Below are 19,713 nucleotides of genomic sequence, written 5' to 3'. Positions count from 1 at the left end.
GCGTTTTTTACCATTATGGACAGATTAGAAGAGTTCTAAAACCTCTTAGAATACAATTTCGCCTTTCCAGTCAAGCATACCGCCAACCATGTTGCGAACTTTATATCCTTGGTCTTGCAAGTAGTAGCAAACATTTTCGCTTCGTCTACTTGAACGACAAATGAAGATATACTCTTTGTCTTTATCAAGTTCATCTATGCGAGCAGGGATATCATTCATACGAATATGCTTTGCCCCAGGAATCATGCCTTCTGCAACTTCCTCGTCTTCACGAACATCGATCAGGTTCAACTCTTCGCCATTTTCGATTTTCTTTTCTAGTTCTTCTGTTGTAATAATATTAATTGGTTCCATTTATTTATAAGCTCCTTTTATTTTCTAATCTTTTCACCTTGTAAACGGTAGGATTATTTTATCACATAGTGTCGAATGGAAAAAAATCATACGCTTTAGTGACTTTCTTCTTCCTGACATCTTCAAAAAAATGCAGCCCTACTTGGACTGCATTTTTGACTATTAGTTCGCTACGATATTAACAAGCTTGCCTGGGACCGCAATTACTTTACGGACTGTTTTTCCGTCAATTTGCTCTTTCACATTGACATCGCCCATGGCAATTTCTTCAAGAGCTTCTCTATTAGCATCGGCTGGAACCATCAACTTCGCTTTTACCTTGCCGTTGATTTGGACAACAATTTCAACCTCATCATCTACAAGCTTCGCTTCATCAAAAGCTGGCCATGCTTCATAAGAAATTGTTTCAGTTCCACCTAGTTTCGACCAAAGCTCTTCAGCAATATGAGGAGCGATTGGAGCAAGCATCTTCACAAAGCCTTCCACATAACGTTTTGGCAATACTGGCGCTTTGTAAGCATCATTAATGAAGACCATAAGCTGTGAAATCGCTGTGTTAAAGCGTAGGCCTTCAAAATCTTCGGTTACCTTTTTCACCGTTTGGTGATAAACCTTTTCTAAAAGGGTATCTTCACTGTCTTGAACCTTCGGACTTAAACTGCCATCCTCTTCCACTAATAAACGCCAAATTCGGTCTAAGAAACGACGTGAGCCATCAAGACCATTCGTTGACCATGCAATCGACGCATCTAGTGGGCCCATGAACATTTCATAAAGGCGTAACGTATCGGCACCGTGGCTTTCGATAATATCATCAGGGTTAACAACATTACCTTTTGATTTACTCATTTTTTCATTGCCTTCACCTAGGATCATCCCTTGGTTGAATAGCTTTTGGAATGGCTCTTTTGTTGAAACCACACCAAGATCATAAAGAACCTTATGCCAGAATCGAGCATATAGAAGGTGAAGTACCGCATGTTCTGCTCCACCAATATAAATATCAACTGGTAACCATTCTGCTAATTTCTCTTTATCCGCTAATGCTTGATCGTTTTTCGGATCAATATAACGTAAGTAGTACCAGCAGCTACCTGCCCATTGTGGCATTGTGTTTGTTTCTCTACGACCCTTTTTACCTGTTTTCGGATCTACTACATTAACCCAGTCAGCGATATTCGCTAAAGGAGACTCTCCTGTTCCAGAAGGCTTAATTTCTTTTGTAACAGGAAGTGTTAATGGAAGCTCTTCTTCAGGAACTGCTGACATTGTGCCATCTTCCCAATGAATAATTGGAATTGGCTCACCCCAGTAACGTTGACGGCTAAATAACCAATCGCGTAGACGGTATGTTACCTTTTTCGTACCAATGCCCTTTTCTTCAAGCCATGCAATCATCTTCGCAATGGCATCTTCTTTATTTAATCCATTTAAGAAATCAGAGTTTACGTGCTCTCCGTCACCAGTATACGCTTCTGTTGTAACGTCTCCACCAGCAACAACCTCAATAATTGGCAAATCAAATTTTTGTGCGAATTCAAAATCACGCTCGTCATGAGCTGGAACCGCCATAATCGCACCCGTACCATAGCTTACAAGAACATAATCTGCGATCCAGATCGGCATTTTTTCGCCATTAGCTGGATTAATCGCGTAAGCGCCTGTGAATACCCCTGTTTTATCCTTCGCTAAGTCAGTACGCTCTAAATCACTCTTTGTTTTTACTTGATCTAAGTATGTGTCTACGGCTACTTTTTGGTCTGCCGTTGTAATTTTACCAACTAATTCATGCTCAGGCGCAATAACAGCGTAAGTTGCACCGAATAATGTATCAGGGCGTGTTGTGAATACCGTGAATGTCTCATCATGACCTTCAATTTGGAAAGTCACTTCTGCACCTTCAGAACGTCCAATCCAATTACGTTGCATTTCTTTTAAGCTATCTGGCCAATCTAATTCTTCTAAGTCTTCAAGTAAACGATCAGCGTAAGCCGTAATTTTTAGCATCCATTGCTTCATCGGGCGGCGTTCAACTGGATGTCCACCGCGCTCACTTTTACCATCAATGACTTCTTCGTTCGCTAGAACTGTCCCAAGAGCTGGACACCAGTTCACCGCAACCTCATCAATATAAGCAAGACCTTTTTCATATAGCTTTAAAAAGATCCATTGTGTCCACTTGTAATATTCCGGATCTGTCGTATTCACTTCACGATCCCAATCATAAGAAAAGCCTAACGCTTTAATTTGGCGCTTAAACGTTTCAATGTTGTGCTTTGTAAAATCAGCTGGGTCATTTCCTGTATCTAAAGCATATTGCTCCGCTGGAAGACCGAATGCATCCCAACCCATTGGATGAAGAACATTATAGCCTTGGGCACGCTTCATTCTTGAAAGGATATCAGTTGCTGTGTACCCTTCAGGGTGACCAACGTGAAGACCTGCACCAGATGGATACGGGAACATATCAAGGGCATAGAATTTTCTTTTCCCTTTTTCTTCGCTCGTTTTGAATGTTTTATTGTTTTCCCAGTAGCTTTGCCACTTCTTTTCAATTTCTTGATGATGAAAACTCATCTTTCGTTCCTCCTAAAAATAAATAAAATATATTGCCGTATGTACTGACGAGACAGGATGTGGTCGACTACAAGAATTTTTTATACAAAAAAACCCCTCATCCCAAAAGGGACGAGAGGAATATATATTCTCCCGCGGTACCACCCACATTAGTGACCAAGTCACTCGCTTCATTCACCCTTAACGCGGGCAACGGCAAGCACTACTTACCTTTCGCACTTGCGACTCAAAGGCGAGTTCATGATGGTCCCGATTGACTTTCACCAGCCGTCAACTCTCTAACACGGGTTTCTTACACCATTACTATTCCTTATCACTGTCATTAAAATTGATTTAAAAATATTGTATTAAATTTCCGTTACATATGCAAGTCGTTACATAATGTATGTCGCAATCTTCTAGAATGTTCTTGCCTTGTTATCTTTTTAGCAAGAATTTCGGAAAAATATACACGAATTCAGGAAAAAAAACGAATTAATTCCGGAAACTGACTGGTTCTTCCTGTGGAATTACCTTGAGCTTCCGATCATAAAGAAGAGTGGTCACGATTGAAATACCAATCAAGAATAACAACACAGTGAACAGCATTGGCATTCCATATAAGTCGACCAACAAACCACCAAGTACAGGCCCAATCATTCTTCCACCAGTTGCCGTACTATTAACAATTCCTTGATAAAAGCCATCTCTTCCTTTCGGAGCAAGCTTAGATGCAATTGTTGGGACTGCTGGCCATATTAACATTTCCCCGATTGTTAAAATCACCATCGCCGTCATAAAACCTGAAAAGGCTTCTGCTTTTGCAGCAACTAAGAATGAGCCAATAAAAATCAACATCCCAATAACCATTTGTAACTTGATGTTTTTCTCAAACGATTTTAATGCACGATTTAAAATCGGCTGACCTAGAACAATCAAAGCACCATTAACCGTCCACAAAAAGCTGTATTGCTTTAAAGAAATATTCAACTCCTGCGTATACGTAGAAATGGTCGCTTGCCACTGAACATATCCAACCCAACATAATAAATAACCTATACAAAGAGTTAACAATGCATACAACTTCGTATAATCTTTGATAGGTTGTTTTTCTGAAAGAACGGTTGGCTGCATGTGGGAATCTGACTTAATGCTTCGATATCCAAACAATGCAATGAATAAGAAAATAAAATACATGAGTGTATTGGCTAAAAAGATCCATTGGAAGGAATAGGATGCTACGAATCCACCTAGGGTTGATCCTACAGCAACACCTAAATTTTGCGCAACATATATCGCATTAAAGGCTTTCCTTCCGCCTTCTTTCCAAACAGAACCGGCCATCGCGTACATAGAAGGAAAGATGATTCCTGAGCCGAAACCGATAATTGTAAGAAAAATGACGTATGGCAACCAGTCATGCCAAATCGTTAAGCCAGTTAAGGCAGTAACCGTTATCCCAATTCCCAAAAGAATGGATTTGTAGCCTCCAATTTTGTCAAAAAGACTGCCACCAATTAAATTCCCAATGACAGATGCTCCTGAATTTAGCATCAGAACAAATCCTGCAATGGAAAGTGATTTTCCTAAGTGATCATGAATGTAAATTGCATTTAATGGCCATAAAAAAGAAGATCCTGTAACATTAACAGCCATCCCAATTATTAAAAGCCAGAGAGAACGAGGCATACCCATCGCTCCTTTCCGGTTAATTCTCCAAAGTCTCAAGATTATATATTATTCCTTTTTCAGAAGGAGTTCAATGAATAAGTTTTGACAAATATTGAGGTTGATTTAGAAACAGAAAAGCTGTCCGCAAAAGGTCATGAAAACCCTTCGGGACAGCTTCTTTTCTACTTATCGGGATTGCTCCGGCTCAGGATGGAACTTCGACTTAACCGGTTGCCCTTTTTTCTCGTATTTCTTTTTGGCTTGTTTTACTTGATCAAAATCCTGACCCAATTCAATATCCTGGTTGTTGATGCCATTTCTTGTTTTTTGTTCAGGATTATTTTGTTTGGACCGTTTTTTCACGAGGCATTCCTCTCCTTAATGTTCGTGTAAAATCATGTTATTTTGGACCTGCTGTAGCTGAAGTCGCATGCGATGGAGCTGCTCCCGTTGCTGACCATTCGCACTATGTGCCATTTTCGCTAAATCATTATAAGCCGTCTCAACTTGCTGCATGGCTTCGGTAAATTCACCTTCATTGTAATTTTCTTGTCTCGTATGCTCCTGGTATTGTTCATGGGCGTTACGAATTGCATCCTCACATTGTTGAAGAAGGTTTTCTACTGATTGACGTGTCGCCATCCCTTTTAACCTCCCGACCATTTTTCATGAGAAAATGAAGCAATGAATGCTTCCCTGTTAGTTTGTTCACAACAAGTTTCCCTTACACCTTAATTTGAAATATACTCCATTATGAAAATTACGCATTTCATGTTAAAATTTTTCTTATGAATTTCAGAGGAGGGGAAACTGAATTGAATCAGACAAACCCATTTCCATATGCTATAGATGAAAAACGATATCATACATGGAATTACCATTTACGCCAACAATTTGGCCATAAAGTATTTAAGATCGCCCTAGATGGTGGCTTTGATTGTCCGAACCGAGACGGCACTGTTGCTCACGGCGGATGTACTTTTTGTAGTGCTGCTGGTTCCGGTGACTTTGCCGGCAATCGCGTTGATGATTTAGAAGTACAATTTAAAGAAATTAAGGACAAAATGCATGAGAAATGGAAAGACGGCAAATATATGGCGTATTTCCAAGCATTTACGAATACTCATGCACCTGTTGCCGAGCTTCGTGAAAAATACGAAAAGGTTTTAGCACAAGAAGGTGTCGTAGGACTTTCGATCGCCACACGACCAGACTGTCTTCCAGATGATGTGGTCGAGTATTTAGCTGAACTTAACGAAAGAACCTATTTATGGGTTGAGCTTGGCCTACAAACAGTTCACGAACGAACAGCTCTTTTAATTAATCGTGCCCATGATTACGAAAGTTATGTTCAGGGTGTTGAAAAGCTTCGCAAACACGGAATTCGCGTGTGTACGCACATCATTAATGGCTTACCATTAGAAAACTATGACATGATGATGGAAACGGCTCGTGAGGTTGCCAAACTAGATGTTCAAGGGATTAAGATCCACCTTCTTCACTTGTTAAAAGGAACACCAATGGTGAAACAGTATGAAAAGGGTATTCTTGAGTTTCTTACAAAAGAAGATTACGTAAGTCTAGTTTGCGATCAATTAGAAATCATCCCACCGGAAATGATTGTTCACCGTATTACTGGTGATGGGCCGATTGATTTAATGATTGGACCAATGTGGAGTGTCAACAAGTGGGAAGTTTTAAACGCGATTGATACAGAGTTAAAACGCCGTGGTAGCTGGCAAGGTAAGTTTTATAATCAGGTTGAGGTAAAGCAATGAAGCTAGAAGGCATTTTACCTTTTGCCCGGACCTTGCTACAAAAAGCGGTTAAATCAGGCGATATCGTCGTAGATGCTACACTTGGAAACGGTCATGATACACTTTTTCTGGCCAAACTCGTCGGAGAACAAGGACATGTATTTGGCTATGATATTCAAGCAGAAGCAATCACGAGTACCGAGAAGAAGCTACTTGAGCAAGATCTTGCAAAAAGGGTAACTCTTTTTCATAAAGGTCATGAGGAAATTCTATCAACGGTGCCTGCTTCCATGCATGGGAAAGTAACTGGGGCTATTTTCAACTTAGGTTATTTACCTGGTGGTGACAAATCGATTGTGACGCAAGCGAACACGACCATTGCCGCCATCGAACAATTGATTGAAATCCTTGCTCCTGAAGGCATCATTGTATTGGTCATTTACCATGGTCATGAAGAAGGAGCAGTAGAGCGTGATACAGTCGTTCCTTTTGTCCAACAGCTCGATCAAAAAATAGTTCATGTACTTCAATACCAATTCATTAACCAAGAAAACAATCCGCCTTTTATTGTGGCGATTGAGAAAAGATAACTACGTTCAGTAGACCAAATCCTATGATTTGGTCTTTATTTTTTGTGTTTACCGAGGAATTTCCTAAAAGAATAGCGAATTAAAAGATTAACATAACTTTCAAGGAAGTGATGATTAGGTGGAAATAATATTTATTCGACATGGCCAAGGGGAACATACTTTAGATATACCAAAAAGTTTTCAAATCAAGCATCCTTCGTTAACCTCTAATGGTATAAAACAAGTGAAATTATTAAAAAATACACTCCCTTTAACCAACACAGATATTATTTTTATCAGTCCTCTCAGAAGAACTCTTCAAACAGCTTATATTTGGAGCAGAAATGTCGATTGCCAAAAGATTGTTAGCCCATTAGTCTCTCCACGCATGTTTCCACTACTACCAAACAAAAACACATTACCTTGTGATAAATTACTTGGTATTGAAACAATCAAAAAAGAGTTTCCGACTTTTGAATTGGATATGAATGCTTCTCTTGATTTATGGGCAAATGGCATAAATATTTTGCCTGAAAATAAGTTCATAGATGCGGGAAAGGAATTTATTGCGGCTTGTAAGTTATTACATAAAGAAAAAATATATATCGTTTCCCATGACGGAACGATAACCTCTTATCGTCAGTTAATTTCAGGAGAAAAATTAACTAGAGCAGATTTTCCACCTGAAACAGGATGGGTTCAAGTCAGTTGTTAAGCATGGGTTTAATAGGATTAGCAGTGATATATGTTGAATTAATAATCATACCAACGTTTTAGGATGTGAAATAGAAAATGGTTGTGAATAAAGAATTAGCACATGTTTTAGAAATGTCAGAGGTAGATTGTCTGCACTCACGCCTTACTGCCATAAAAGAATTAGAAGGAAATCCAATGGGGGTCGACATACAAACCTTCGGGAGTGCAACAGCATTTTCTGTAAAGAATATTCCAGGACCATCGTTCAATACAGTAAAAGGGTTAAAAGATGGTGATGAAAAGTACATAGATAGAATAATCGACTTTTACAATGAGAAAAGTATTCCGTTGCGATTCGAGCTAGCTCCTGGACACGTTTCTTCGACGCTCCTCACATATTTATCGGAGAAAGGATTTTATCAAAATGATTTTCACACTACTCTCTACGCAAATAGTCTTGTAGCTAAAGGGGAAAATGAATTGGCTATTCGAGAATTACGAAGTGACGAATTCGATACTTTTGCGGAAATATACACACGAGGATTCCAGATGCCTTCCTTTCTAAAAAATGGAGTAGCTCAAAATAATGAAGTACTTCATGATAAAGAAGAATGGACATTCTACCTTGCCTGTATTGAAGATGAACCTGCTGGAATTGGGGTCCTATTTATAAAAGATAACGTGGCCACTCTCGCAGCGGCCGCTACAACCCCACAATTTAGAAAGAAAGGAATTCAGAGATCCTTAATTAAACATCGAATTTATCAAGCTTTCCAAAAAGGATGCATCTTACTTGTCAGTCAAGCAAGATTCGGCTCCACAAGTCAAAATAATCTGGAGAGAGCAGGTTTTAATATAGGTTATACAAAATCAATCTGGATTAAAAAATAGACGCATGGATTCGAAATCCATGCGTTCTTATCTCATTGAAGGTATCCACTTCTGAACCTTCCGATATGCCCGTCCATTTATATAGAAAAAGAAACTAATTAACCCACTGCTGCGAATCATTTCTTTTGCTAAAAGTCGAACCGATTTTTGGCTACGAACTTTCTCATCTGAAAGGTAAATCCCCACTAGGCCCCGATTAATCAACTGATGAAAACGGCGATTTGGAAGGCCTTCCGTATGTTTATCTGCTTCTTCCACAAAATGCTTCAAACGTTCAAATAAGCTCTCTTCATTTTTATAGTAAAAACAGAAATTCAAATCTCCACCTATTTTGTCTTCTTCCTGATCGATAAAATAATCCAATAAAATATGGAGACCTTGAATATAAGGAAAATACCCATTTCGAATTTTTTCAGCATGCTCTTCTTCAAAATCAGTGCTCATGCCAAAAGAAGCTAGGCAAAATATCCCTAAGGTTGAGCCAGAGCAAGCGGAAAATTCATACCATTCCATCTCAGGAATATCTTCTTTATGCTCTTGAAACCAATTTTGCAAACGTGGAACTCGTTCGTCCACCTTCACATGCTTATGTATTTGTAAGTCACAATAATACTGACAAAGCTCTAAAAGATAATCCTTAATGAGATGATAATTGGGATTATTTTTCAAGACATTTTGACAAGTCTCAACAAGCTCGCTTAAATAACCGCCATCCTCTTTTTCTTGACGATATCGATAATAATCTTGTTGGTCTTTTCCGATTGTTAATGCAGCTGCCATGGACTCATGTAATGCAGAAAAGTCATCTGGATCAAGTGAAGTACTTCTATCACAAAGATTATCCAAGTAGTCACTGATCGTTTGATAGGCAACAATAAACTTAATTGCCTCTTCATAACACTCTCCAGCCATAATAGCTAAGATCGAGCCACCCTCACAATGAAAAGTTTTACTTTCAATGCTTGCAAGTGCCTGTTTCCTAAGCTCCTCATCTGGAATTTCCCCTGCTCTCTTCTTCCAATAGGCAAGCTCCTTGTGAGCAGTTGGCAATATTTTTCTGTACACTTTCGTCATTAGGGAAAGTGGTTCAGATGGTATAGTCATTAAAAAACCTCCGTCAAACGATGTAGCCAATTGCTTTTAACTGACTATAAACGAAATCCTTTGCATATTCAAATACTTCATCCCGTTCAGGATCATTAAAAATTTCATGGTAACTTTTCGGCCATTCCTTATATCTTTTTTCAGACAAAGGAGACTGATTAAACCATTCTTTTACAGCCAATTTATTCACAATCTTATCGTCTCCACCCTGCATTACGAGCATCGGTACGTCTTTCGTCTTCGCAAGTTCTTCAAAAGCAAGCTTCATGGAATCAGCTAATTCCCGATACCATCTCACTGTCACTTTATCTATATACAGTGTGTCATTCATATCCGCTTCTAAAACATCTTTATTTCGTGTTGCGATATTAACTGTTATCCCTGGGTTCACTCTTAATTCGGGAGTGACGACATTCAAAATGTGCGTAATCCCATTTATAATTTTGGCTGGTTTTTTCACAAGATCTAAGCAAGGTGAAGAAAGAATAACACCAGCTAAATTCAATTCCTCTTCTTGAAGCAAACGAATCGTTATCAAACCACCCATACTATGTCCAAATAAAAACACAGGCAAGTCAAATTGGTAAGCAGTCTCAACCCATTCCTTCACTTCGGTGACGTATTCATCAAAAGAATCGATATGCCCTCTTCTAGACCTTGTCGTAAGACCATGCCCAGGCAGGTCACCCATTATTACTTGAAAGCCAGCTGTACGCCACATTTCAATCAACCACCCGTAGCGACGATGATGCTCTAATGCACCGTGCACCATCACTATGACTCCTTTTGCCTCCCCATCAGGTTCCCATTTCCACATGAACATTCCTCCTACAAAGCCCATAAGAAAACCGTTAGCGCGTTCGAAAGAACAGTTTGTTCCTGCGAAGATCATTCTAAGAAAATAATCTTAGTGTTTAGTCTAAACAGCTGCTTGCGCTAGACAATTCTCATATTTAAAAATGTACTTTTTCATCTATAAAATATACCCCATTTTACCATAAAAATAGGCTCAACTCAGTGTTTTAAATGTTATTTCACACTTCAAACGGAAATTTCGGTAAAATTGGATTATATCACACAAGGAGGGATTGCCCATGATATATCCATTTCATAACAAATCACCGAAAATTGCATCCACTGCCTTCATTGCCGATTATGTCACGATTACTGGTGACGTAGAAATCGGAGACGAATCAAGCATTTGGTTTAATACTGTTATCAGAGGAGATGTCGCTCCAACGATTATTGGGAATAAAGTGAATGTACAAGATAATAGCGTTTTACACCAAAGTCCCAACAATCCACTTATCTTAGAAGACGAAGTAACAGTTGGCCACCAAGTCATTTTACATAGCTGTATCATTCGGAAAAAAGCCCTAATTGGGATGGGCTCCATTGTTCTAGACGGAGCCGAGATTGGAGAAGGAGCATTTATCGGGGCAGGAAGTCTTGTTCCACAGGGTAAAAAAATCCCTCCAAACACACTCGCTTTTGGAAGGCCAGCTAAGGTTATCCGGGAACTAACTGAGGAAGACATCAAAGACATGGAAAGAATCTCAAGAGAATATGCGGAAAAAGGGCAATATTATAAGGCGTTGCAGGCTAGATAAAAAGAGGTGCGGATTTAAACCGCACCTCTTCTTTATACTATTTTAATGCTTCTGCACGTAGTACATCCGCTTTATCTGTACGTTCCCATGGAAGTTCGATATCTGTACGACCGAAATGTCCGTAGGCAGCTGTTTGCTTGTAAATTGGACGACGTAGGTCAAGCATCTTAATAATGCCGGCTGGACGTAGATCGAAGTTATTGCGAACAACTTCAACTAAAACATCCTCTCCTACTTTACCAGTTCCAAATGTATCGACAGAGATGGAAACAGGTTGAGCCACTCCAATAGCGTAAGCAAGCTGTACTTCTACCTTATCAGCTAGTCCTGCAGCAACAAGGTTCTTCGCTACATAACGTGCCGCGTATGCTGCAGAACGGTCAACTTTTGTTGGATCCTTACCAGAGAATGCACCGCCACCATGACGTGCATAACCACCATAGGTATCAACAATAATTTTACGACCAGTAAGACCAGCATCCCCTTGAGGACCACCAATAACAAAACGTCCTGTTGGGTTGATGAAATACTTCGTATTCTCATCAATTAATTCCTTTGGAACAACTGGATTGATAACATGTTCCTTAAGATTACGTTGAATTTGCTCTAAGCTAATCTCAGGATGGTGCTGAGTTGAAATAACAATCGTATCAATGCGGACCGGCTTGTTATTTTCATCATATTCCACTGTAACCTGTGTCTTTCCGTCTGGACGAAGGTAAGGAAGAATCTCTTCTTTACGAACTTCTGTAAGACGACGAGATAGTTTATGTGCTAAAGAAATTGGAAGAGGCATAAGTTCCTTTGTTTCATTACATGCAAATCCGAACATTAAACCTTGGTCTCCTGCTCCAATTGCTTCGATTTCTTCATCAGTCATACTACCTTCACGTGCTTCTAGAGCTTGGTCAACTCCCATCGCAATATCAGCAGATTGCTCATCAATAGAAGTTAACACCGCACAGGTTTCCGAATCAAATCCATACTTCGCTCGATTATAGCCAATCTCCTTAATCGTTTCCCGTACAATTTTTGGAATATCCACATATGTAGATGTAGTGATTTCACCTGCAACTAAAACAAGACCTGTAGTTACAGATGTTTCAGCAGCAACACGAGCGTTAGCATCCTTTGCTAAAATGGCATCTAAAATCGCATCAGAAATTTGGTCACAAATTTTATCCGGATGACCTTCAGTAACTGACTCAGAAGTGAACAAACGCGCGTTTCTTGACATCTGACTTCCTCCTCATATCATTATGGACGAGGGAACCCTCGACTTTGATACGGTACTCATTCCCTATGTAGTATGAAATAAACATGGAGATATTATTAGTATTTGATAAAAGCAGAGATAAATATAAAAAAACCTTCCCTAAAAATGAGGAAAGGTTGAAGTTTACAAATCTCGCCTTTCACTCTTATCGTTCAAGGACTAAATCCTTGCTTCAGGTTAGCACCTTTGCTTTTGTCACAGAGGCTGTTTTACACACCTCGTCGTTCAAAACATAGCTGGTTGCTGGGTTTCATAGGGCCCTGTCCCTCCACCTACTCGGGATAAGAGAGTATCCGTTTCAAATTAAAATCATATCGAACCAATGCACCAGTGTCAACAGAAAAGCATGATTTCTATCAATTTTTTTCCTCTATTGAACAGCTTCCGTCCGTGCATGTCTTTTTCAAAAACCTATATCTATTCTTGGCAATCCAACGATAAATCGGATGTCCAATCAGAGGGATGAATGGAAGATATAAAAGTAATCCTAATAACACTGTCGGCGGACTTTTTACTAAGAGCTTTCTTACCGCATCAAATCCCTTAAGAACATCTCCATTTGGAAGGATAATATGAAGCTCCCTTCTTAGTTCAAGTGCACTGAATTGGCTTCCTTCATATTCTTGTAGAGAAATCCATTCAATTTTTTGATTCCAATCAAGTTTTTGAAAAGTTCTCTTTGTCCTCTGACAAAGACTACATTTCCTATCATATAAGGCAATAATATTCATTTTCATCATCCTCAAAGGAAATTATAGTTTATTTTAACATACTTTCTGTTTATGATTTAATATTCCGAATAATTAGCTATTAGTATAGATTAATATCACAAATGTGTTATACTATTCGTGAGTTGTAAAAATATCATGCTGAAGGAAGGTTTTCATCAGATGAACTCAGTTAGTGTTTCGAACGAGTTAAATGAATTATTAAACCAGGATAACGTGCACGTTCAGCTATCTGTTCCACAACTAGTAGAAAAAGTGTTAAAGCGTAATGAAGGCGTTTTAACTTCCACTGGCGCTGTTTGTGCAACTACAGGAAAGTATACTGGACGCTCACCTAAAGATAAATACATCGTGGAAGAAAGTACTTCAAAGGATAAAATTGATTGGGGCCCGCTCAATCAACCATTCCCAGAGGAAGCTTTTGACCTTCTCTATAATAAGGTGATTAACTATCTAAAAAATAAAGAAGAAGTTTTTGTTTTTAAAGGATTTGCAGGAGCAGATAAACAAACACAGCTTCCGATTCAAGTTATCAATGAGTATGCTTGGCATAATCTTTTTTCACATCAACTATTCATTCGCCCGACTGAAGAAGAGTTGTTAAATCATGAAGCACAGTTTACCGTGATTTCTGCTCCAGACTTCAAAGCAGATCCGAAGGTAGATGGAACGAAGTCAGAAACATTTATCATTATCTCCTTTGAACGTAGCACCGTTTTAATTGGTGGTACGGAATACGCAGGTGAAATCAAAAAATCGATTTTCTCTGTCATGAATTATTTACTTCCTGAAAATCAGATTTTATCTATGCACTGCTCAGCCAATGTTGGGCTTGAAGGTGACGTAGCGCTATTCTTTGGCTTGTCTGGTACAGGGAAAACAACGCTTTCTGCTGATCCACATCGACGTTTAATTGGTGATGACGAACATGGCTGGTCCTCCAATGGCGTCTTCAATATTGAGGGTGGCTGCTACGCGAAATGCATCAATCTTACTCGTGAGAAAGAACCACAGATTTTTGATGCCATTCGTTTTGGTTCTGTACTAGAAAATGTTGTTCTGAACAAGGAAACACGTGTGGCCGATTATGATGATGGCACATTAACTGAAAATACGCGCGCAGCTTATACGATTCAATCGATTGATAATATTGTTGACCCAAGTATTGCCGGTCATCCAAATACGATTGTCTTTTTAACAGCTGATGCTTTTGGTGTATTACCTCCGATCTCGAAGCTAACGAAGGAACAGGCAATGTATCATTTCTTAAGCGGATATACTTCAAAGCTAGCTGGAACGGAGCGTGGAATTACATCACCAGAAGCGACGTTCTCGACATGTTTTGGTTCGCCTTTCTTACCACTTCCAGCAACACGTTATGCGGAAATGCTTGGGGAAAAAATTGATGAGCATAACTCACAGGTCTACCTTGTGAACACAGGCTGGACTGGTGGAGAGTATGGTGTAGGAAGTCGAATGAAGCTAAGTTACACTCGTGCGATGATTCAAGCAGCTCTTGAAGGCGAATTGAATCATGTGGAAACTGTGAAGGATAGCATTTTTGGTCTTCATATTCCACTTCATGTACCAGGTGTTCCTGATGCTGTTCTTCAACCAAATAAGACGTGGAATGATCAAGCTGCCTACGAAAAGAAGGCAAAGGAATTGGCCGAGAAGTTCAAAGTCAATTTTGAAAAGTTCTCTAAAGTTCCTGCGGCTATTCGTGAAAAAGGCGGTCCAATCGCCTAAAAATAAAGAAGCTGTTTACCATCAGGTCTCGCTGGGTGCGGGCCTTGGTAAACAGCTTTTTTGTGGTTTGGTGTGGCATCTTCTTTTGAATGACAACTCTGTTCTGTTTCTGTGGTATTCTGTCAATCATTTACCTTTTATCTGACAGACTTGCTCTGGTTCTACAAAATTTTGTCATTCATTTACCTTTTGTCTGACAGATTTGCTCTGGCTCTACTACATTTTGTCATTCATTTACCTTTTATCTGACAGATTTTCTCTTGTTCTACAGCATTTTGTCAGTCATTAACCTTTTATCTGACAGATTTGCTCTGGTTCCACTTCATTCTGTCAATCAGTTACTTTTTATTGACAACTTTGCTCTGTTCCGCAACATACTGAGAGGAAGAATGACACTCTTTAATTCGTCGAATTCAACGAGACCAACTGATAATGGATGGTCGTTTGCTTGTTCTCCCACTCCACTTTCTTGATCTCCCCGATTCCAATTAGATCGCCTTCTATTGTTCTTTTCACTTCAATCGGAATTTCCAGTGGATATAAACGGTACCCATCCTTCACTAATGTAAAAAGATTATCCTTGTAACGTTTTTCTTTTCCTTTTGTGACGATCATTGTGTTTAATTCCATAGGCATACCCATTTTAAACACTCCTTTAAAAACTTCCTATTCTACCCCTATCTTACCATTATCCCTATTGATTTTTCATCCATTTCGTTAAATCCCTCACCACTTCACGATTGATTAAGGGAGGAAAATAATGCGTAAATGAATCAAAATACCAAGTCTCCACCTTTTTATCCAAAACCTTCAGCCTTTTTTCTAAGCGATACGCATGATCAATCGACACATTCTGATCCTTCACACCGTGGATAATTAATGTAGGTACCTCTAATTTTTCTAAATGAAACAACGGAGTTCGATACCTATATCGATCTGGAAATTTCGTAGGTGTGCCACCAATAACCCGCTTCATCATTCGCCTTAAGTCTTTTCGTTCCACATAGGTTAGGAACATATCCGTCACTCCCCCCCATGTCACAACAGAGGCCGCTTCAGGAAAATGAATCGCAGTCAAAAGAGCCATGACCCCTCCCCTCGAAAATCCAAATATATGTATCTTGCTAACTCTAGGATGAGTACGGAGCAACTCGAAGGCCGAAAACGCATCCTTCCGATCCTCTCCAGCAAAGTCCTCATTTCCTTCTCCACCCTGATTGCCTCTATAAAAAGGAGCGAAAACAATAAATCCTTCCGAGGCAAATTGCACAAGCCTTCCAGGACGAACTTTTCCAACGTTCTTAATGCCTCCACGGAGATACAAAAATCCGTCATACGTTCCTTCCCCTTTTGGTTCTGCTAGCATTCCTTTAACCTTCAAGCCATCTGAATAATAAGTGACGATCGATAATTCAATAGTAGGATTCGGTGATGGGAATTTCTGCTTCATCATAATTTGACCGTCATCGTGTGTCATATGTTCAACCCCTAAAAATAGTTCATCTTTTTCATATAGGCATTCACACATTTTTTGACCACTTCATACGATAAGTTAGGCTCACAAACCTTTTATATAGATTCATTTAACCATGAAGGAGGTCAAAGCATGAAAAAATGGTTAAAAATAAGTGTCACTTGTTTTTTAGCCGCTATCCTTATTATAACGCTAGCCGCTTGTAATAATGAAAAAGTGCAAAAAGTAACGGTCGCTGAAGTGACTCACTCCATCTTTTATGCACCACAATACGTAGCGCTCGAAAAAGGATTTTTTGAAGAAGAAGGGTTGGATGTTGAATTAACCTTGACTGCAGGTGGAGACAAAGTCATGACTGCCCTCCTGTCTGATGGAGCAGATATCGGGCTAGTTGGGTCAGAAACATCCATCTATGTAGCTGCACAAGGTTCTAGCGATCCCGTCATTAATTTCGCGCAGCTTACACAAACAGATGGTACATTCTTAGTTTCTCGTGAGAAAATTGATAATTTCTCATGGGATCAATTGAAGGGTAGTACGTTCCTTGGGCAACGTAAAGGCGGAATGCCTCAGATGGTTGGAGAATTTGTTTTAAAGAAGCATGGTATCGACCCTCATGCTGATTTAGAGCTAATCCAAAATATCGACTTTGCAAATATTACCAGTGCTTTTGCCTCAGGAACTGGAGACTTCGTTCAATTGTTCGAACCACAAGCAAGTGTATTTGAGCAAGAGGGCAGAGGCCATATTGTTGCCTCTTTTGGAGAAGAGTCTGGTCATGTTCCTTACACATCCTTCATGGCAAAAGAAAGCTATATGGATGAAAACAAAGAAGTCATTGAAAAATTCACTCGAGCTATTTATAAGGCACAGCAATGGGTGGAAGAGCACAGTGCGAAAGAAGTAGCCGAAGCTATCCAACCTCAGTTTGAGGATACAGATCTAGAACTGATTGAAATGGTTGTCGAACGCTATAAGGGGCAAGGCTCTTTTTCGACCGACCCAATTCTTGAGGAAGATGAATGGAACAATCTTCAGGACATTATGGATGAAGCAGGCGAATTACCAGAACGTATTAATCACAGTGACCTCGTTAACACAGAGATAGCTGAAAGTGTTATGAAATAGAATTAATGTTTACGAGTACCACCAATTATGAAAGAGGAGGCCGAGAAGGAAATGGGATTTTTAAAGATAGATGAAATACACCATACTTATTTCACAAAAACCTCTGCAACAACGGCCCTCTCCAATATCTCACTAGAGGTTAAAGAAGGAGAATTCGTCTCCTTTCTTGGACCAAGTGGGTGCGGCAAAACTACATTACTCTCAATCATTGCAGGGTTACTGAAGCCAACTGAAGGAAAAGTAACCTTGGAAGGTCAACCAATAGAAAAGCTTGATAATCAAATTGGCTACATGCTGCAACAGGATTATTTATTTCCTTGGAAAACCATCGAAGAAAATATCCTGTTGGGACTGAAGCTCAACAACCAATTAACTGCTGAGAAAAAGAGCTACACTTATAAGCTTCTAGAACAAATGGGACTTGGTGGAGTTGAAAAGCAATATCCTAGTCAACTATCAGGCGGAATGAGACAACGGGTTGCCCTTGTTCGCACTCTCGCTACTGAACCGAAGCTATTAATGCTAGATGAACCTTTTTCAGCATTAGATTACCAGACCAAACTACGACTAGAGGATCTCGTCTCTGATACGCTGAAATCCTTTGGGAAAACGGCCATTTTAGTAACACATGATATTGGCGAAGCCATCGCCATGAGTGATCGTATCTATCTCTTTTCTCCGAAACCTGGTCAAATCTATAAAATTATTCACGTTCCGGATGAGTTAAGATCACTTCCTCCTTTTCAGGCGAGAAATCATGAACTTTACTCAGAAATCTTTCAAACCATATGGAAGGAGGTCGAGCAAGTTGAAACAGAACAGTAAACTCGAATTCCTTCACAACGAATATATCCAATCTCTAAAACGCGAAAGTCGCTGGGTTCGTCTATATCAATTGATTATCTTCGTCGTATTTTTTGCAGGATGGGAACTATTTAGCCGAAACGAATGGATAGACCCGCTCATTTTTAGTGCTCCATCAAAAATATGGAACCTTTTTATCGATAAAATTGCAGATGGGTCGCTGTTCCTAGACCTTGGCTATACGGTAAGTGAAACGGTACTTGGCTTTATTTTAGGAACGCTCCTTGGAACGATTCTTGCTGCAATTCTGTGGTGGTCACCCTTTCTATCTAAAGTTCTAGATCCCTATTTGGTCGTTTTAAATTCCATGCCAAAGGTTGCTTTAGGGCCAATCCTAATTGTTGCTCTCGGACCAAGTATGACCTCCATTGTTGCCATGGGTGCGATCATTTCGGTCATTATTACGACGATTGTGGTGTACACCTCTTTTCGCGAAGTGGATCCTAATTACTTAAAGGTCCTACAAACATTTGGGGCAACACGTTTTCAATCCTTTCGCGAAGCAATTTTACCAGCGTGCTTCCCAACGATCATTTCCACTTTAAAGGTAAATGTGGGTCTATCATGGGTCGGCGTCATTGTTGGAGAATTTCTCGTTTCCAAAAGAGGGCTCGGCTACATGATCATTTACGGTTTCCAGGTATTTAATTTTACCCTTGTTTTGTTATCTCTCCTCGTCATTGCGGTCTTTGCCACCATTATGTATCAACTCGTCGATTTATTAGAAAAAAAGCTGATCAAAAATGGATCTTAAAAAGCGGCCATCTATCATCTGCCGCTTTTTTGCTTTTCTATGTAAAGTAAGACTTGTTTAATTACTTCATCCTTCATGATAAAGCTATATTCTTCTCCAAATCTTTGTGTTAAAAGGTTCTCCTTTATTAAAACAGGTCCTGCGGTTTCGTAATAATTATCGCTCTCTTCCAGACCATCAACTTCTCCATAAAAGATCGCTTTAACAAATGAATCACTACCATTATCCACTTCATATTCTCCAATAAATTGAAGCTCCTTCACAGTTGCACCTGTTTCCTCATAAACTTCACGGCGAGCAGCATCCTCTAACATTTCCCCTGCTTCAACCTTTCCACCAGGAAATTCTAAACCACGTAATTTGTGTTTTGTTAAAAGCCAAGCATCCACATATCGGCAAATCGTTAGCACATGCTGAGGCTCCTTCGATAATTGATTTCGGGCAAATGCCAACCGAACCGTAGCTCCATTATAATCCTTAAAAGTCTCCATAGTTCCTCCACGTCTATCTATTCATATCCTTATTATAATGG

General features: G+C 39.6%; 21 protein-coding genes, 1 riboswitch and 1 other annotated feature. Of the genes, 9 read left to right on the top strand and 12 right to left on the bottom strand.

Annotated features, from left to right (window positions below; genetic code table 11):
* Positions 1 to 45: 45 nt before the first annotated feature.
* The 5 genes from FAR12_RS14685 to FAR12_RS14665 form a co-directional block, all read right to left on the bottom strand.
* Positions 46 to 354 (bottom strand): rhodanese-like domain-containing protein, encoded by a 309-nt coding sequence (locus tag FAR12_RS14685; protein WP_126409512.1) that lies wholly within the window; start codon positions 352 to 354, stop codon positions 46 to 48.
* 162 nt (positions 355 to 516) lie between these two features.
* The gene (leuS, locus tag FAR12_RS14680; RefSeq protein WP_126409510.1) at positions 517 to 2,931 is read right to left on the bottom strand and encodes a leucine--tRNA ligase; all 2,415 of its coding nucleotides are present in this window, start codon (positions 2,929 to 2,931) and stop codon (positions 517 to 519) included.
* Positions 2,932 to 3,035: 104 nt separating this feature from the next.
* Positions 3,036 to 3,257: a binding site (T-box leader), on the bottom strand.
* A gap of 148 nt (positions 3,258 to 3,405) precedes the next feature.
* Complete coding sequence (locus tag FAR12_RS14675; RefSeq protein ID WP_126409508.1) at positions 3,406 to 4,599, bottom strand: MDR family MFS transporter; 1,194 nt, start codon at positions 4,597 to 4,599, stop codon at positions 3,406 to 3,408.
* Positions 4,600 to 4,767: 168 nt separating this feature from the next.
* Positions 4,768 to 4,944, bottom strand: a complete 177-nt coding sequence (locus FAR12_RS14670; RefSeq protein WP_126409506.1) for a glycogen biosynthesis protein GlgD — start codon at positions 4,942 to 4,944, stop codon at positions 4,768 to 4,770.
* A gap of 15 nt (positions 4,945 to 4,959) precedes the next feature.
* Positions 4,960 to 5,223, bottom strand: coding sequence for a YtzC family protein (locus tag FAR12_RS14665; protein WP_126409504.1), 264 nt, complete (start codon positions 5,221 to 5,223; stop codon positions 4,960 to 4,962).
* Positions 5,224 to 5,396: 173 nt separating this feature from the next.
* On the opposite strand from FAR12_RS14665, the gene mnmL reads away from it, so the two are divergent.
* The 4 genes from mnmL to FAR12_RS14645 all read left to right on the top strand — a co-directional run bounded on the left by mnmL (position 5,397) and on the right by FAR12_RS14645 (position 8,494).
* On the top strand, positions 5,397 to 6,359 hold the full coding sequence (gene mnmL, locus FAR12_RS14660) for a tRNA modification radical SAM protein MnmL/YtqA (RefSeq protein WP_126409502.1): 963 nt from the start codon (positions 5,397 to 5,399) through the stop codon (positions 6,357 to 6,359).
* The gene (gene mnmM, locus FAR12_RS14655; RefSeq protein WP_126409500.1) at positions 6,356 to 6,928 is read left to right on the top strand and encodes a tRNA 5-(aminomethyl)-2-thiouridylate-methyltransferase MnmM; all 573 of its coding nucleotides are present in this window, start codon (positions 6,356 to 6,358) and stop codon (positions 6,926 to 6,928) included. The genes mnmL and mnmM overlap by 4 nt, the downstream gene beginning before the upstream one ends.
* A gap of 118 nt (positions 6,929 to 7,046) precedes the next feature.
* On the top strand, positions 7,047 to 7,622 hold the full coding sequence (locus FAR12_RS14650; protein ID WP_126409498.1) for a phosphoglycerate mutase family protein: 576 nt from the start codon (positions 7,047 to 7,049) through the stop codon (positions 7,620 to 7,622).
* A gap of 77 nt (positions 7,623 to 7,699) precedes the next feature.
* A complete protein-coding gene (locus FAR12_RS14645) occupies positions 7,700 to 8,494 on the top strand; it encodes a GNAT family N-acetyltransferase (RefSeq protein WP_126409496.1) in 795 nt (264 codons plus the stop codon).
* Between the two features lie 27 nt (positions 8,495 to 8,521).
* On the opposite strand, the gene FAR12_RS14640 is transcribed toward FAR12_RS14645, so the two are convergent.
* Positions 8,522 to 9,598, bottom strand: coding sequence for a tetraprenyl-beta-curcumene synthase family protein (locus FAR12_RS14640; RefSeq protein WP_126409494.1), 1,077 nt, complete (start codon positions 9,596 to 9,598; stop codon positions 8,522 to 8,524).
* 13 nt (positions 9,599 to 9,611) lie between these two features.
* Positions 9,612 to 10,415: an alpha/beta hydrolase gene (locus tag FAR12_RS14635; protein WP_126409492.1), complete on the bottom strand. Its 804-nt coding sequence runs from the start codon at positions 10,413 to 10,415 to the stop codon at positions 9,612 to 9,614.
* Positions 10,416 to 10,692: 277 nt separating this feature from the next.
* Here FAR12_RS14635 and FAR12_RS14630 point away from each other — a divergent pair, with 277 nt between their 5' ends.
* The gene (locus tag FAR12_RS14630) at positions 10,693 to 11,208 is read left to right on the top strand and encodes a gamma carbonic anhydrase (protein WP_126409490.1); all 516 of its coding nucleotides are present in this window, start codon (positions 10,693 to 10,695) and stop codon (positions 11,206 to 11,208) included.
* Positions 11,209 to 11,245: 37 nt separating this feature from the next.
* Here the strand turns inward: FAR12_RS14630 and metK are convergent, their stop codons facing one another.
* Both metK and FAR12_RS14620 read right to left on the bottom strand, forming a co-directional pair.
* The gene (gene metK, locus FAR12_RS14625) at positions 11,246 to 12,445 is read right to left on the bottom strand and encodes a methionine adenosyltransferase (protein WP_126409488.1); all 1,200 of its coding nucleotides are present in this window, start codon (positions 12,443 to 12,445) and stop codon (positions 11,246 to 11,248) included.
* 181 nt (positions 12,446 to 12,626) lie between these two features.
* Positions 12,627 to 12,772: riboswitch (SAM riboswitch) on the bottom strand.
* Between the two features lie 68 nt (positions 12,773 to 12,840).
* Positions 12,841 to 13,215 carry a thiol-disulfide oxidoreductase DCC family protein gene (locus FAR12_RS14620; RefSeq protein ID WP_126409486.1) on the bottom strand — a complete coding sequence of 125 codons (375 nt, stop codon included), beginning with the start codon at positions 13,213 to 13,215 and terminating at the stop codon, positions 12,841 to 12,843.
* A gap of 159 nt (positions 13,216 to 13,374) precedes the next feature.
* On the opposite strand from FAR12_RS14620, the gene pckA reads away from it, so the two are divergent.
* Positions 13,375 to 14,961, top strand: a complete 1,587-nt coding sequence (gene pckA, locus FAR12_RS14615; protein ID WP_126409484.1) for a phosphoenolpyruvate carboxykinase (ATP) — start codon at positions 13,375 to 13,377, stop codon at positions 14,959 to 14,961.
* A gap of 399 nt (positions 14,962 to 15,360) precedes the next feature.
* Here pckA and FAR12_RS14610 read toward each other — a convergent pair whose 3' ends face one another.
* Both FAR12_RS14610 and FAR12_RS14605 read right to left on the bottom strand, forming a co-directional pair.
* A complete protein-coding gene (locus tag FAR12_RS14610) occupies positions 15,361 to 15,603 on the bottom strand; it encodes a DUF2584 domain-containing protein (RefSeq protein ID WP_126409482.1) in 243 nt (80 codons plus the stop codon).
* A 52-nt stretch (positions 15,604 to 15,655) separates the two neighbouring features.
* Positions 15,656 to 16,438 carry an alpha/beta hydrolase family protein gene (locus FAR12_RS14605; RefSeq protein WP_126409480.1) on the bottom strand — a complete coding sequence of 261 codons (783 nt, stop codon included), beginning with the start codon at positions 16,436 to 16,438 and terminating at the stop codon, positions 15,656 to 15,658.
* Between the two features lie 129 nt (positions 16,439 to 16,567).
* Between FAR12_RS14605 and FAR12_RS14600 the strand changes: the two genes are divergently transcribed.
* From FAR12_RS14600 to FAR12_RS14590, 3 genes are read left to right on the top strand one after another with little or no spacing between them, the layout of a single operon-like run.
* On the top strand, positions 16,568 to 17,563 hold the full coding sequence (locus FAR12_RS14600) for an ABC transporter substrate-binding protein (RefSeq protein ID WP_126409479.1): 996 nt from the start codon (positions 16,568 to 16,570) through the stop codon (positions 17,561 to 17,563).
* Positions 17,564 to 17,614: 51 nt separating this feature from the next.
* On the top strand, positions 17,615 to 18,388 hold the full coding sequence (locus tag FAR12_RS14595) for an ABC transporter ATP-binding protein (RefSeq protein WP_126409477.1): 774 nt from the start codon (positions 17,615 to 17,617) through the stop codon (positions 18,386 to 18,388).
* Positions 18,372 to 19,181, top strand: a complete 810-nt coding sequence (locus FAR12_RS14590) for an ABC transporter permease (RefSeq protein ID WP_246010403.1) — start codon at positions 18,372 to 18,374, stop codon at positions 19,179 to 19,181. The genes FAR12_RS14595 and FAR12_RS14590 overlap by 17 nt, the downstream gene beginning before the upstream one ends.
* Before the next feature lie 14 nt (positions 19,182 to 19,195).
* Here FAR12_RS14590 and ytkD read toward each other — a convergent pair whose 3' ends face one another.
* Positions 19,196 to 19,672 carry an RNA deprotection pyrophosphohydrolase gene (ytkD, locus tag FAR12_RS14585; protein WP_126409473.1) on the bottom strand — a complete coding sequence of 159 codons (477 nt, stop codon included), beginning with the start codon at positions 19,670 to 19,672 and terminating at the stop codon, positions 19,196 to 19,198.
* Positions 19,673 to 19,713: the final 41 nt, after the last annotated feature.

This window comes from Bacillus yapensis (genome assembly GCF_005280205.1).
Classification (GTDB): domain Bacteria; phylum Bacillota; class Bacilli; order Bacillales; family Cytobacillaceae; genus Robertmurraya; species Robertmurraya yapensis.
The sequence above is the reverse complement of the archived record's forward strand: the minus strand, read 5'-3'. Positions and strand labels throughout refer to the sequence as shown.